The sequence below is a fragment of the Shinella zoogloeoides genome (assembly GCF_033705735.1).
GTDB classification, from domain to species: Bacteria; Pseudomonadota; Alphaproteobacteria; order Rhizobiales; family Rhizobiaceae; genus Shinella; species Shinella zoogloeoides_A.
Genome location: NZ_CP131130.1, coordinates 2,611,741 through 2,624,198, shown reverse-complemented (window position 1 = coordinate 2,624,198; position 12,458 = coordinate 2,611,741). Strand labels below are relative to the sequence as shown.

Annotated in this window: 11 protein-coding genes; 8 read left to right on the top strand and 3 right to left on the bottom strand. The window is 66.3% G+C overall.

The window, feature by feature from the left end; translation table 11 throughout:
• Nucleotides 1–114: 114 nt before the first annotated feature.
• From ShzoTeo12_RS13055 to ShzoTeo12_RS13045, 3 genes are all read left to right on the top strand, one after another.
• Nucleotides 115–1,188, top strand: coding sequence for a 2,3-butanediol dehydrogenase (locus ShzoTeo12_RS13055; RefSeq protein WP_318909991.1), 1,074 nt, complete (start codon nt 115–117; stop codon nt 1,186–1,188).
• Nucleotides 1,189–1,252: 64 nt separating this feature from the next.
• Nucleotides 1,253–3,052, top strand: coding sequence for an NAD(P)/FAD-dependent oxidoreductase (locus ShzoTeo12_RS13050; protein WP_318909990.1), 1,800 nt, complete (start codon nt 1,253–1,255; stop codon nt 3,050–3,052).
• Nucleotides 3,053–3,242: 190 nt separating this feature from the next.
• Entirely contained in the window at nt 3,243–3,734 is a 492-nt protein-coding gene (locus ShzoTeo12_RS13045) for a GAF domain-containing protein (RefSeq protein ID WP_119256501.1), read from the top strand.
• A gap of 283 nt (nt 3,735–4,017) precedes the next feature.
• Here ShzoTeo12_RS13045 and ShzoTeo12_RS13040 read toward each other — a convergent pair whose 3' ends face one another.
• Nucleotides 4,018–5,115 (bottom strand): acyl-CoA dehydrogenase family protein, encoded by a 1,098-nt coding sequence (locus tag ShzoTeo12_RS13040; protein ID WP_318909989.1) that lies wholly within the window; start codon nt 5,113–5,115, stop codon nt 4,018–4,020.
• A 360-nt stretch (nt 5,116–5,475) separates the two neighbouring features.
• Between ShzoTeo12_RS13040 and ShzoTeo12_RS13035 the strand changes: the two genes are divergently transcribed.
• The 5 genes from ShzoTeo12_RS13035 (at nt 5,476) to ShzoTeo12_RS13015 (ending at nt 10,833) form a co-directional block, all read left to right on the top strand.
• Complete coding sequence (locus ShzoTeo12_RS13035; protein WP_318909988.1) at nt 5,476–6,792, top strand: FAD/NAD(P)-binding protein; 1,317 nt, start codon at nt 5,476–5,478, stop codon at nt 6,790–6,792.
• A 300-nt stretch (nt 6,793–7,092) separates the two neighbouring features.
• Nucleotides 7,093–8,043, top strand: a complete 951-nt coding sequence (locus ShzoTeo12_RS13030) for a sulfate ABC transporter substrate-binding protein (RefSeq protein ID WP_413251151.1) — start codon at nt 7,093–7,095, stop codon at nt 8,041–8,043.
• 5 nt (nt 8,044–8,048) lie between these two features.
• Nucleotides 8,049–8,912 (top strand): sulfate ABC transporter permease subunit CysT, encoded by an 864-nt coding sequence (gene cysT, locus ShzoTeo12_RS13025; RefSeq protein ID WP_318909986.1) that lies wholly within the window; start codon nt 8,049–8,051, stop codon nt 8,910–8,912.
• On the top strand, nt 8,902–9,762 hold the full coding sequence (gene cysW / locus ShzoTeo12_RS13020) for a sulfate ABC transporter permease subunit CysW (RefSeq protein WP_119256507.1): 861 nt from the start codon (nt 8,902–8,904) through the stop codon (nt 9,760–9,762). The genes cysT and cysW overlap by 11 nt, the downstream gene beginning before the upstream one ends.
• A gap of 18 nt (nt 9,763–9,780) precedes the next feature.
• Nucleotides 9,781–10,833, top strand: a complete 1,053-nt coding sequence (locus ShzoTeo12_RS13015; RefSeq protein ID WP_318909985.1) for a sulfate/molybdate ABC transporter ATP-binding protein — start codon at nt 9,781–9,783, stop codon at nt 10,831–10,833.
• 26 nt (nt 10,834–10,859) lie between these two features.
• Here the strand turns inward: ShzoTeo12_RS13015 and ShzoTeo12_RS13010 are convergent, their stop codons facing one another.
• Together ShzoTeo12_RS13010 and ShzoTeo12_RS13005 are read right to left on the bottom strand one after the other, a co-directional pair.
• Complete coding sequence (locus ShzoTeo12_RS13010; RefSeq protein ID WP_119256509.1) at nt 10,860–11,564, bottom strand: GntR family transcriptional regulator; 705 nt, start codon at nt 11,562–11,564, stop codon at nt 10,860–10,862.
• A 174-nt stretch (nt 11,565–11,738) separates the two neighbouring features.
• Nucleotides 11,739–12,458 (bottom strand): aspartate/glutamate racemase family protein, encoded by a 720-nt coding sequence (locus ShzoTeo12_RS13005; protein WP_119256510.1) that lies wholly within the window; start codon nt 12,456–12,458, stop codon nt 11,739–11,741.

Genomic DNA, 12,458 nt, shown 5'->3' with positions numbered 1-12,458 from the left:
CGCGGTCCGGTTTCCCTTGATGTAAGCCTTTGATAATAATTGGAAATTATTCCATCGGCCGTTCTGGCATGGCGCTTGCTGATCCTCCTGCGCAAGAACGACAGGAGGAACTCAATGAAAGCTCTGCGCTTCCACGCCGCCAAGGACCTGCGTATCGAGGAGGTCGATGCGCCGCCGTCGCCCGGCCCGGGCGAGGTGCTGGTCGAGAACCGCTTCTGCGGTATCTGCGGCACGGACCTGCATGAATATGCCTATGGCCCGATCTTCGTGCCGAAGGAACCGCATCCGTTTACCGGCGCGCACGGCCCGCAGATCCTCGGCCACGAATTCGGCGGGGTCGTCAAGGCCGTCGGCGAAGGGGTCGGCCATGTGAAGCCGGGGGATCGTGTCTCGATCCAGCCGCTGATCATGCCCCGCCATGGCGACTACTACGCCGACCGCGGCCTGTTCCACCTCAGCGGAAACCTCGCGCTCGCCGGCCTGTCCTGGCATTCCGGCGGCATGGCAGAGGCAGCGCTTGTCAACGACTATAACGTCCAGCCCATTCCCGATGCGCTGAGCGACGAGGAAGCCGCCCTGATCGAGCCGACGGCGGTCGCCGTCTACGCCTGCGATCGTGGTGGCGTGACGGCCGGCAACAGCGTGCTCGTCACCGGCGCGGGGCCGATCGGCATTCTCGTCGCCATGGCGGCGCGGGCGGCCGGGGCCTCGCAGATATTCCTGTCCGATCTGAACGATACCCGGCTGGCTCTGGCGCGGGAGGCGCTAGGCGAGGTGCGCACCATAAATCCCAGGACGGAAAAGGTCGGCGACGTCATCCGCGCCGAGACGGAGGGCGGCGTCGGCTGCGATGTCGCCATCGAATGCGTCGGCAACGAACATGCGTTGAAGAATTGCGCGGACGCCGTGCGCAAGCAGGGCGTCGTGGTGCAGACCGGGCTTCACCCCGGCGAGAACCCGCTGAACTGGTTCGACGTCACCTTCAAGGACATCGACATCCGCGGTTCCTGGGCCTACCCGACCCACTACTGGCCGCGCGTCGCCCGGTTGATCGCCAGCGGTCAGATTCCGGCGAGCCGCATCGTCACGAAACGTGTCTCGCTCGGCGAGGCCGTCACCGAAGGGTTCGACCAGTTGCTCGACCCGGCCGGCAAGCACCTGAAGATCCTGATCGACCTCACGCGATAGGCCGGTCCGTTCTGCGGGACGGTTGAGGAGCCGTCCCGTTTCCCACTGAGCAGGAGGAGAAACGATGCTCGAGAAAACCCCCACCACCCGCGTCCAGACACTTCTCGATACGCTCGGCGCGGCCCTTGCCGCCGGCCGGATCGACGATGCCGTCGGCCTTTTCGCCGAGGAATGCTATTGGCGCGACCTCGTCGCCTTCACCTGGAACATCAAGACCGTCGAAGGCCGCGACCAGGTGCGCGACATGCTGCAATCGCAGCTTTCCGCCGCCAAGCCGTCGAACTGGCGGGTCGCTTCGGGCGAGGAGGCGACGGAGAACGACGGCGTCCTTGAAAGCTGGATCACCTTCGAGACGGCGACCGGGCGCGGCTACGGCCTCGTGCGCTTCAAGGACGGCCTCATCTGGACGCTGCTGACGGCGCTTTCAGAGCTGAAGGGCCATGAGGAGAAATCCGGCTTCACCCGCCCGCTCGGTGCGAAGCATGGCCAGAACCTCGGCGCGAAGACCTGGAAGGAGGAGCGCGAGGAGGAGGAGCGCACGCTCGGCTACGAGAAGCAGCCCTATGTCGTCATCATCGGCGGCGGGCAGGGCGGCATCGCGCTCGGCGCACGGCTGCGCCAGCTCGGCGTGCCCACCATCATCCTTGAGAAGAACGACCGGCCGGGCGATAGCTGGCGCAAGCGCTACAAGTCGCTCTGCCTGCACGATCCCGTCTGGTACGACCACCTGCCCTATATCGACTTTCCGAAGAACTGGCCGGTCTTCGCGCCGAAGGACAAGATCGGCGACTGGCTGGAATTCTACACGAAGGTCATGGAGCTGAACTACTGGACGCGCTCCACCGCGCGGTCGGCGAAATGGGACGAGGCGGCGCAGGAATGGACCATCGTCGTCGATCGCGACGGCGAGGAGGTGGTGCTGCGGCCAAAGCAGCTCGTCTTCGCGACCGGCATGTCCGGCAAGGCGAACATCCCCGACTTCAAGGGACGCGAGCGCTTTGCCGGCGACCAGCACCATTCCTCGCAGCATCCCGGGCCGGACGGCTACAAGGGTAAAAAGGTCGTCGTCATCGGCTCGAACAATTCGGCCCACGACATCTGCGCGGCGCTACACGAGGCCGGCGTAGACGTCACCATGATCCAGCGCTCGACGACCCATATCGTCAAGTCGGACACGCTGATGGATATCGGCCTCGGCGCGCTCTATTCCGAGGAGGCGCTGGCGAATGGCGTGACGACGCAGAAGGCCGATCTCATCTTCGCCTCGCTCCCCTACCGGATCATGCACGAATTCCAGATCCCGCTCTACGACAAGATGCGCGAGCGCGACGCCGACTTCTACGCGGCGCTGGAAAAGGCCGGCTTCCAGCTCGACTGGGGCGCGGACGGCTCGGGCCTCTTCATGAAGTACCTGCGGCGCGGCTCCGGCTACTATATCGACATCGGCGCCTCGCAGCTCATCATCGACGGCAAGGTGAAGCTTGCCGCCGGGCAGGTCGAGGAGATCACGGAGAATGCCGTGAAGCTTTCGGGCGGCAGGGAGATCCCGGCCGATGTCATCGTCTATGCGACAGGCTACGGCTCGATGAACGGCTGGGTCGCCGACCTCATCGACCAGGAGACGGCCGACCGGGTCGGCAAGGTCTGGGGCCTCGGCTCCGACACGCCGAAGGATCCGGGTCCCTGGGAGGGCGAGCAGCGCAACATGTGGAAGCCGACGCAGCAGGCGGCGCTGTGGTTCCACGGCGGCAACCTGCACCAGTCGCGCCACTATTCCCAGTATCTGGCGCTCCAGCTCAAGGCGCGCCTGGAAAGCCTCCCCACGCCGGTCTATGGCCTCCAACCGGTTCACCACCGGAAATAGGCCGGCACCTCGAGCGGGCAGCGCAAGTCGCTGCCCGCCTTTTATTGCGAACAGGTCTCCAGCGTCTCGACGAAGCGGGCGAGCCGGCTATTGGTCTGGTGGCTGCCGCTGTGAGCGGCGCGCTTCATTCTTGCCAGAAGCGGCAAGCGGGTCTATCGACGGGCGACCCCAGCCCTTCAGGAACCCTGCCATGTTCGACATCCGCAAGATCGAAGCCGCCGACAAGCCTGGCTTCTACCGCGAGCTTCTCGCCCAGGCGGAAGGCCTGCTGCATGGCGAGCGCGATGCGATCGCCAATGCGGCGAACCTCTCCGCGCTGATCTACGATGCCGTCGCCGACCTCAACTGGGCTGGCTTCTATTTCCTGAAGACGCCCGGCGAACTCGTGCTGGGGCCGTTCCAGGGCAAGGTCGCCTGCGTGCGCATTCCTGTCGGCAAAGGCGTCTGCGGCACGGCGGTCGCCGAGGCGCGCAGCCAGCTTGTGGCGGACGTGCATGCCTTTCCCGGCCATATCGCCTGCGATGCCGCCTCGCGTTCCGAGGTGGTGGTGCCGCTGATCCGCGCGGGCGCCGTGCTCGGCGTGCTCGATCTCGACAGCCCTTCGCCCGGCCGCTTCACGGCGGAGGACCAGGCGGGCTTCGAGGCGCTTGCCGCGCTCTATGTGGCGGGCAGCGATTTTTGAGGTGGTGAGCGATGCAGCATGCGCATAGCTGCACTGCACAATAAATGTTTTCCATCTGATCAAAAAACGACCATATTGCACACAGCTGATGCGCATGGCGGTTTTCCTCCCAGTGCCGCTGTATCAGCTGTTCCCCTCTGGAGGTTTTTGACCTTCACACCTCATGGGCCGCGAATTTCGCCGGCCCATTTTTTTGCCCTTATGGCGGGGCTCAGCGGAACAGGTACGGTATTGGCGGGGCGAGGGCTACTTCGCCTTTCGCGCTGGTAGCAGCGGGCTGCGTTCAGCCTTCCTCTTCCGGCGGACGGCGGTGCTCGTCGCGGCGCAATCGGCCGCTTTCCCGCAGGATGGCGGCAAGATGCGGGGAGAGCGATGCTTCTCCCGCCGGCGCGGCGCCGGCCCGGCGAAGGGCGGCGGCGGCGTCTTCGGCGGCGGCAAGGGCCGCTGCCGCCGCGAGAAAGGCGTTCGTCCGGTGCTGTCCGGCTAGCCCGATCTGCGCGGCATCGATGGCGCGTCCCGCCTCGCCGGCCATCGCTTCGGCGGCGGCGAGCCGGGCGGCAAGACGGCCGGTCTCGATGGGGTCGCCGGCGTCGTCGTCCAGCAGATGCCGCATCGCTTCGCGGGCGGCGCCGATCCGGCGCGCCGCTTCCAGCAGCAGGTCGAGGGAGCGGGGGACGCCGTGCGCCTCCCCGGCGGAATGCAGCAGGGTGTCGCCGTCGATCGCCACGTCCTTGAAGAGCACGTGCTCGGCGGGCTGGACGCCGCCTTTCGCCGGCTCGCAACTGTTGGCGATGTAGTGGAGGCCGTCGATGCGGGTCGCAAGCAGGAGGCCCGCCGACCGTCCGCCGTCGAGATGGGCCGGCACCAGCAGCCAGTCGGCATGCCTCGCGCAGGGGGTACAGAGGGCCTCGCCGCCGAGCCGCCAGGCAAGACCGCTCGCGACGAGGGGAAGGGCGTCGACGCTCTCGCCGTTGCGGCGGGCCGATGCCCGCGCCAGCCGTCCGCCGGCGAGGGCAGCGGAAAAGACCGTGCCCTGCTGGCTTTCGCTGCCATGGCTGCGGACCTCTTCGAGGGCGCCGAAATGGGCGGCGAGAACATCCGCGAGCGCCGCGGACCGGCTGGCGGCGACAGTGCAGACCTCGGCCAGAACGGTGTTCGAGACGTCTATTCCGCCGTGTTCCGTCGGAACGGAAATGCCGAAGAGGCCTGAGCGGGAGAGAAGATCGAGGCGGGCCTCGGCCGTTCCGGCGGCGGCGCCGGCCTCCGCGGGAAAGCTGAAAACCTCGGCGACCGTGCCGGCAACGGTGATCGCTTCATCCTCGGTTCCGATGACCGCGGCCGTTCGGGCCGGGCGGTCGAGTGCCGATGAAAACGTACCCATGTCGTCTGCTCCTTACGGAATGCGGTTCCAGGGCGCATAGGCATTATCGGGATAGAAAGATCACATTCTATAAAGATTGTATAGATTGGTTCTGGCCAGCTCGGGCGACATCGCCGGATCGTTTCGCGGCGCCTGCCATGTGCCGCGCCGCCGACGGGACGGGCATGCGATCCCTGTGGCCACCCGCCCAACTCCGCCATTTTAATGGAGGAACGCGTTGCTGAGAAGGAAGTTCGCCGGCCTCGCTTTCGGGCTCGGAATCGGCGAAATTTATTATCTACAAAAAAGGTAGAAAATTATCGAAGGCTGCGCTATCGTGTCTTCCGCTTCTTGCTTCACGGTGCAGGGGAGGGACAGGACATGTTCTTCGAAAGGGTCGCAGCAGAAGACGCCCGCTGTCCGGGCGCATCGCCGATGGCGCGCATCGCGGTCGTCGGCGCGGGACCGTCGGGGCTCGCCACGATCATCGCGCTGATGCGCCGGCTTCACCGGCCCTTCGAAGCCTGGATGATCGATGCCGAGGATGCGCCCGGCGCCTTCGGCGACGGCCCTGCCGGCGAGGCGCTGACTACCGAGCCCGCCCGCGACCTTTCCGTCCTTCCCGAGCGGCCGGACGATTTTTCCCGCTGGCTGAAGGATACGCTCCTTGCCGCCGGCACGGTGTCCGCATTGCGCGGCCCGCAGGATATCCATGTGCCGCGCGCTCTCTTTCGCGACTATCTGATGGCGCGGTTCGGCGAGGCACTTTCGCAACGCCCTGACGTGCATATCCGCACCATCCGCGGCACGGTGCGCCATCTCCTTGCGGAGGCGGGTGGGGTGCGCCTTGCATTTCGGGACGGCGAAGGCGCCGTCTTCGACCATGTCTTCATCGCGACCGGCTTCGGCATGGCCCAGCGCGAGGCGGCGTCCTGGCGGGAGGCGTTCGCCGCCGCCGCGCGCCTTTCGGGGCAGGACGATCCGCCACCGCTGACCCTTGTCGGCAACGGCCCGCGTCTTGCCGCCATCCTGCTCGACCTGCGCCGGCGCGGGTTTTCCGGGGCCGTCGAGGTCGCCGCTGCGGCGGGCCGCCTGCCGCAGCCGCATGGCCGGGGCCATGAGGGCATGGTCTTCGGCGAGCCGCCCACCAGCCGCTCGCTGAGGGACGCCTTCCGCTATATCCGGCAGGAATGTAGCATCGCGGAGGCGCGGCACGGCGGTCAGTGGCAGACCGTCGTCGATGCAGCCTCCGCCCGTCTTTCCGTCGTCTGGCGCAACCTGCCCCAGGCCGAGCGCAACCATTACCGCCGCCATATCCTGCGCCTGCACCGGCATTTCTCCGTGCGCCTCGCCGGCGATATCCACCGGCGCCTTGCCGCGGAATTCGAGAGCGGCCGCACCCGATTCGTTCCCCCGCGCGATCCGAAATCCCTCGACGAGACCGTCATCGACTGCCGCGAGGCGCCGTCCGCCCGCGCGCTTGCGGGGTTGCTCGGCCGCGATGTAGCGCTGCTCTCTGCCGGTGATTGCGGCCAGCTCCTGAGCGACGGCGCGCCCCTGCGCGGGCTCTCGGCGGTGGGGGCCATCGCCTCCAGCCTGCGCCCCGGCCCCTTCACCTTCGCCGAGACGGTGCGACAGGTCTATCGCGGCGTTCTCGCCGTGCCCCTTTCCGGTCACAGGCGGGTGTCGAATGGCTGAAAAAAATCCGGCGGGCGGCCGGAAAACCTGAATTTTTCGCGGATGCATTTTGCGTTCGCCCGGGCGTTTTCGAGATGAACTGTGCGCTTGCCGCCGGGTGGGACAGTGCGCCCATTGCGTCGTTGCGGTCCGTTTGGAACCGGTTTTGCGAAGTTTCCGGCCATTGTTGACTAAGTCTACTAATTCTCTAGGGTTTTGACCGAGGCAGAGACCAGGAGGTTGGAGATGTCGAAATTTCTGAAAGGTGTTGGGGCTTTCGCCCTTGGTGTGAGCCTCGTGCTCGGCGGCGTTTCGGCGACGATGGCCGAGACCACGCTGCTGAACGTTTCCTACGATCCGACGCGGGAGCTCTACAAGGATTTCAACGCCGCCTTCGCGGCGCACTGGAAGGCCGAGACCGGCGAGGACGTCACGATCCAGCAGTCGCATGGCGGCTCCGGCAAGCAGGCCCGCGCGGTGATTGACGGGCTGGAGGCCGACGTGGTGACGCTGGCGCTCGAAAGCGATATCGACGCCATCGTCGAGAAGACCGGCAAGATCGCCAAGGACTGGCGCTCGCGCCTGCCGAACAATTCGGCGCCCTATACGTCGACCATCGTCTTCCTCGTGCGCAAGGGCAATCCGAAGAACATCCATAACTGGGGCGATCTCGTGAAGGGCGACGTGCAGATCGTCACCCCGAACCCGAAGACCTCCGGCGGCGCACGCTGGAACTACCTTGCGGCCTGGGCCTGGGCGAACCAGGAATTCGGCGGCGACCAGGACAAGATCAAGGCCTATATCGCCGAGCTCTACAAGCGGGCGCCGGTGCTCGACACGGGTGCGCGCGGCGCGCTGACCACCTTCGCCCAGCGCCAGATCGGCGACGTGCTGCTCGCCTGGGAGAACGAGGCCTATCTGGCGGGTGCCGAATTCGGCGCGGATTCCTTCGACATCGTCGCCCCGCCGATCTCGATCCTCGCCGAGCCGCCGGTCGCCGTGGTCGACGGCAATGTCGATGCCAAGGGCACGCGCAAGCAGGCCGAAGCCTATCTCGAATATCTCTACTCGGAAGAGGGCCAGAACATCGCGGCCAAGCACTTCTATCGCCCTTCCAAGCGGGAGTTGGTGAAACCCGAGTTGCTGCAACAGCTTCCCGACATTAAGCTGGTGACGATCGACGACCCGATCTTCGGCGGCTGGGCAAAGGCACAGCCCGAGCATTTCGGTGACGGCGGGGTCTTCGACCAGATCTACAAGCCGGGGAACTGAGTAACGTGTCGACTTCTGCTGCCGCTTCTGTGCGGTGGCGACTGAGACAGCCAAGCGTCATTCCGGGCTTCGGACTGACGCTTGGCTTTTCGCTCGCCTACCTCACGCTCATCATCCTGATCCCGCTCGCCGGCCTCGTTTGGCGTTCCGCCTCGCTGTCGGGCCCGGAATTCCTCGCCATCCTTGCCGACGAGCGCACGTTGAACGCGCTCAAGGTGTCCTTCGGCACGGCCTTCCTCGCCGCGCTGATCAATGTCGTCTTCGGCGTCATGGTCGCCTGGGTGATCGTGCGTTACGATTTTCCCGGCCGGCGCATCGTCGATGCGGTGGTCGACCTGCCCTTCGCCCTGCCGACGGCCGTCGCGGGCATCGCCCTTGCCGCGCTTTATGCGCCGAACGGCTGGGTCGGGCAGGTGCTGAACGTCTTCGGCATCAAGGCGGCCTTCAACCCGACCGGCATCGTCATCGCCCTCGTCTTCATCGGCCTGCCCTTCGTGGTGCGCACGGTGCAGCCCGTCATGGAGGAGATCGACGGCGAGGTCGAGGAGGCGGCGGCGACGCTTGGCGCCAACCGTTTCCAGACGGTCTTCCGCGTGCTGCTGCCGGGGCTCGCGCCGGCGATCCTGACGGGCTTCGCGCTCGCCTTCGCGCGCGGCGTCGGCGAATACGGCTCGGTGATCTTCATCGCCGGCAACATTCCCTATGTCTCGGAAATCGCGCCGCTGCTCATCGTCATCCGGCTCGAAGAGTTCAACTACGGCGCGGCGACGGCGATCGCCACGATCATGCTGGCGCTGTCCTTCGCCATGCTGCTCGTCATCAACCTCATCCAGGCGTGGAGCCGCAGGAGGTACGGTCATGGCGCGTGAATCCCGTCCCTTCCGCTCGCCGACGACGGAGGCGCCCGCCGCCCGCTATACGCTGATGGCGCTCGCTTTCCTGTTCCTGGCGCTCTTCCTGCTCCTGCCGCTGGCCGCGGTGTTCATCGAAGCCTTCCGCAAGGGGGCGGGTGCGTTCTTCGCCGCCTTCGGCGATCCCGATACGCTCGCCGCCATCCGTCTCACGCTGCTGGTCGCCGGCATCGCGGTGCCGCTCAATCTCGTCTTCGGCGTGGCGGCCGCCTGGGCCATCGCCAAGTTCGAGTTCAAGGGCAAGGCGTTCCTGACGACCCTGATCGACCTGCCCTTCTCGGTCTCGCCGGTCATTTCCGGCCTCGTCTATGTGCTGCTCTTCGGCTCGGGCAGCGTTCTCGGGCCGTGGCTGAAGAGCCATGGCATCGAGGTGCTCTTCGCCGTGCCGGGCATCGTGCTCGCCACCGTCTTCGTGACCTTTCCCTTCGTCGCGCGCGAGCTGATCCCGCTCATGCAGGAGCAGGGCACGGGCGACGAGGAGGCGGCGCTGTCGCTCGGGGCGTCCGGCTGGCAGACCTTCTGGTACGTGACGCTGCCCAATATCAAATGGGGCCTGCTCTACGGCGTGCTGCTCTGCAATGCGCGCGCCATGGGCGAGTTCGGGGCGGTCTCGGTGGTTTCGGGTCATATCCGCGGCCTCACCAACACCATGCCGCTGCATGTCGAGATCCTCTACAACGAGTACAATTTCGTCGCCGCCTTCGCGGTGGCCTCGCTGCTCGCCGCCCTCGCGCTCGTCACGCTGGTCGTCAAGACGGTTCTCGAACTTCACTACGGCGCGGAAATCGCCGCCGGTCGCAAGCATTGAATGAAAGGCACGCCCTCAATGGACGTCAGTGTAAAGAACATCCGCAAGGAATTCGACCGCTACCCGGCGCTCAACGATGTCTCGCTCGACATCCGCTCCGGCGAGCTGATCGCGCTCCTCGGCCCGTCGGGCTCCGGCAAGACGACGCTGCTGCGCCTCATCGCCGGCCTGGAGCAGCCGACGCTCGGCAGCATCCATTTCGGCGCGGAGGATGCCTCGCACAAGACCGTGCAGGAGCGCCATGTCGGCTTCGTCTTCCAGCATTATGCGCTGTTTCGCCATATGACGGTCGCCGACAACATCGCCTTCGGCCTCACCGTGCGCCCGCGCGGCGAACGCCCGCCGAAGGCCGAGATCCGCCGCCGGGTCGGCGAACTGCTGGAGATGGTGCAGCTTTCCGGCCTCGAGAAGCGCTACCCGAACCAGCTTTCCGGCGGCCAGCGCCAGCGCGTGGCGCTCGCCCGCGCCATGGCGATCGAGCCGAAGGTGCTGCTGCTCGACGAGCCTTTCGGCGCGCTCGACGCCAAGGTCCGCAAGGAGCTGCGCCGCTGGCTGCGCGAATTCCACGACCGCACCGGCCACACCACCGTCTTCGTCACGCATGACCAGGAAGAGGCGCTGGAGCTCGCCGACCGCGTCGTCGTCATGAGCCAGGGCAAGATCGAGCAGGTCGGCTCGTCCGACGATGTCTACGACCGCCCGAACTCGCCCTTCGTCTTCTCCTTCATCGGCGACAGCGCGAGCCTTCCCGTGACCGTGGCGGAGGGCGGCATCCTTTTCCAGGAGACGCCGATCGGCATCACATCCGCTGCCGGGGACACTGCCGCCGGCACGTTGTTCTTCCGGCCGCAGGATGTGGTGCTGGTCGCCGATCCGCAGGCGCCGGCGCTCGAAGGGCGCGTCGCGACGTCCCGGCGCCTTGCCGGCACCCGCATCGCCGATATCGACATCGGCAGGGCCGGTGCGGCGCATCATGTCGAGATCGAAATCCCGCTCGATGCGCAGGCGGCGAACGGCTCGACGCTCCGCTTCAGGCCGACGCGGTGGAAGCTGTTCGGCGAGCAGGCCTGACGTGTTTCGCGTAAGGCCTGGCTATCCTAGACTAGGCCTTCCGCCACGGCATAGGCGGAAAGGACGTCCTTGATGTTGCGGTCGTCCTCCTTCGGCAGAAGGGCGCGGGTGGTGATCGAATCGAGGTGATGCGCCATCAGCTTGGCCGCCGCGTCGGTCTTGCCGGCGATCAGGTGGTCGAGAAGGTCCTGATGCTCCGACACCGCGCATTCGGACGAATGCGGCCGGCCGTAGAGCGCGAGGATCAGCGAGCTGCGGGCGACCGTCTCGTTCACGTAGCGGATGAGGCTGGCATTGTTCGTCATCTGCGCGAGCAGGGTGTGGAACTCGCCGGCAAGGCGGATCGACTGGGCGTGCTCCATCCGCGCGGCATCCTCGGCGGCGATATGCGCCGAAAGCGTGTCGATCTGCTCTTTGGTCAGCTTGCCCGACAGGGTTTCCACGACAAGGCGCTCCAGCGCCATGCGGGTGAGGAACAGGTTGCGCCCCTCTTCCAGCGTCGGCCGGGCCACCGTCGCGCCCTTGTTGGGACGGAGATCGACAAGGCCCTCCTCGCTCAGCCGCACCAGTGCCTCACGCACCAGTGTACGGCTGACGCCGAGGCGCTCGCCGATGGAATCTTCCGGCAGCTTGGCGCCGGGCGACAGGGCCTGGTCCAGAATCGCGCGCTTCAAGGCGCGATGTACGGCTTGCGACCGGCCGCGGCCCGTTTCGCCCACCTTCTGTGTCATGCGGCTTTCTCCCGTCCCGAAATGAGCCTGCAAATTGCATGCAAACAGCGAGTCTGTCCACCCGTGCGCATCCGGCACAGGCAATCGGCCGACGGCGGCGGGCATTTCGAATGGCCGCGCGCCTGTTCGGGGAGCAATGTATGCGATCTCGTCCCGGGAATGCGTACTTTCGCGCTATTCCCCGGGAAAGATGCTTTTCAGTTTCGCCGGCGGCGGCGGGGCGTAGCCGCCGAGGCGCGAGGTGCGCATGTTGAGGCCGGCCATGGCTTCGGCGAGCTTGACCGCGCAGGTGACGCCGTCGAGCACCGGCAGGCCGTGTTCCTGCGCGAGATCGGCGGCAAGGCTGGCCATGCCGGCGCAGCCGAGCACGATGGCCTCGGCGCGGTCCTCGGCGATGGCGGTGCCGATTTCGGCGCTGATCTTCTGGCGGGCGTTGGAGCCTGGCTGCTCCAGTTCCAGCACGGCGACTTCCGAGGAGCGCACCTTGGCGCAGCGGGCATCGAGCCCGTAGCGGGCAAGATTGTGCTCCAGCGCCGGCACGGAGCGGGCAAGCGTCGTCACCACGGAGAACTTGTTGGAGATCATCGAGGCGAAGTGATAGGCGGCCTCGCCGATGCCGATCACCGGCCGGTCGGTGAGGCAGCGCGCCGCGTCGAGGCCGGTATCGTCGAAGCAGGCGATGACGACGGCGTCGCAATCCGGGTTGCGGCGAATCGTGTCGAGCAGGCCCGCAAGGCTCATCGCCTCGTCGAAATAGCCCTCGATGGAAACGGGGCCGTGCGTCGGGTTGACGGCGGTGATTTCGGTGCCGGGAGAGGCGGCGCCGCGCGCCGCCTTCCCGATGTGATCCGTCATCGATGCGGTCGTGTTGGGGTTGATGACGAGGATTTTCAT

What these genes read in the sequence shown, in the direction of transcription:
- ShzoTeo12_RS13045 (WP_119256501.1), top strand. Translation starts at nt 3,243, where the DNA reads ATGTTCGACATCCGCAAGATCGAAGCCGCCGACAAGCCTGGCTTCTAC.
- ShzoTeo12_RS13050 (WP_318909990.1), top strand. Translation starts at nt 1,253, where the DNA reads ATGCTCGAGAAAACCCCCACCACCCGCGTCCAGACACTTCTCGATACG.
- ShzoTeo12_RS13030 (WP_413251151.1), top strand. Translation starts at nt 7,093, where the DNA reads ATGGCCGAGACCACGCTGCTGAACGTTTCCTACGATCCGACGCGGGAG.
- ShzoTeo12_RS13055 (WP_318909991.1), top strand. Translation starts at nt 115, where the DNA reads ATGAAAGCTCTGCGCTTCCACGCCGCCAAGGACCTGCGTATCGAGGAG.
- ShzoTeo12_RS13005 (WP_119256510.1), bottom strand. Translation starts at nt 12,458, where the DNA reads ATGAAAATCCTCGTCATCAACCCCAACACGACCGCATCGATGACGGAT.
- ShzoTeo12_RS13040 (WP_318909989.1), bottom strand. Translation starts at nt 5,115, where the DNA reads ATGGGTACGTTTTCATCGGCACTCGACCGCCCGGCCCGAACGGCCGCG.
- ShzoTeo12_RS13015 (WP_318909985.1), top strand. Translation starts at nt 9,781, where the DNA reads ATGGACGTCAGTGTAAAGAACATCCGCAAGGAATTCGACCGCTACCCG.
- ShzoTeo12_RS13035 (WP_318909988.1), top strand. Translation starts at nt 5,476, where the DNA reads ATGTTCTTCGAAAGGGTCGCAGCAGAAGACGCCCGCTGTCCGGGCGCA.
- cysW (WP_119256507.1), top strand. Translation starts at nt 8,902, where the DNA reads ATGGCGCGTGAATCCCGTCCCTTCCGCTCGCCGACGACGGAGGCGCCC.
- ShzoTeo12_RS13010 (WP_119256509.1), bottom strand. Translation starts at nt 11,564, where the DNA reads ATGACACAGAAGGTGGGCGAAACGGGCCGCGGCCGGTCGCAAGCCGTA.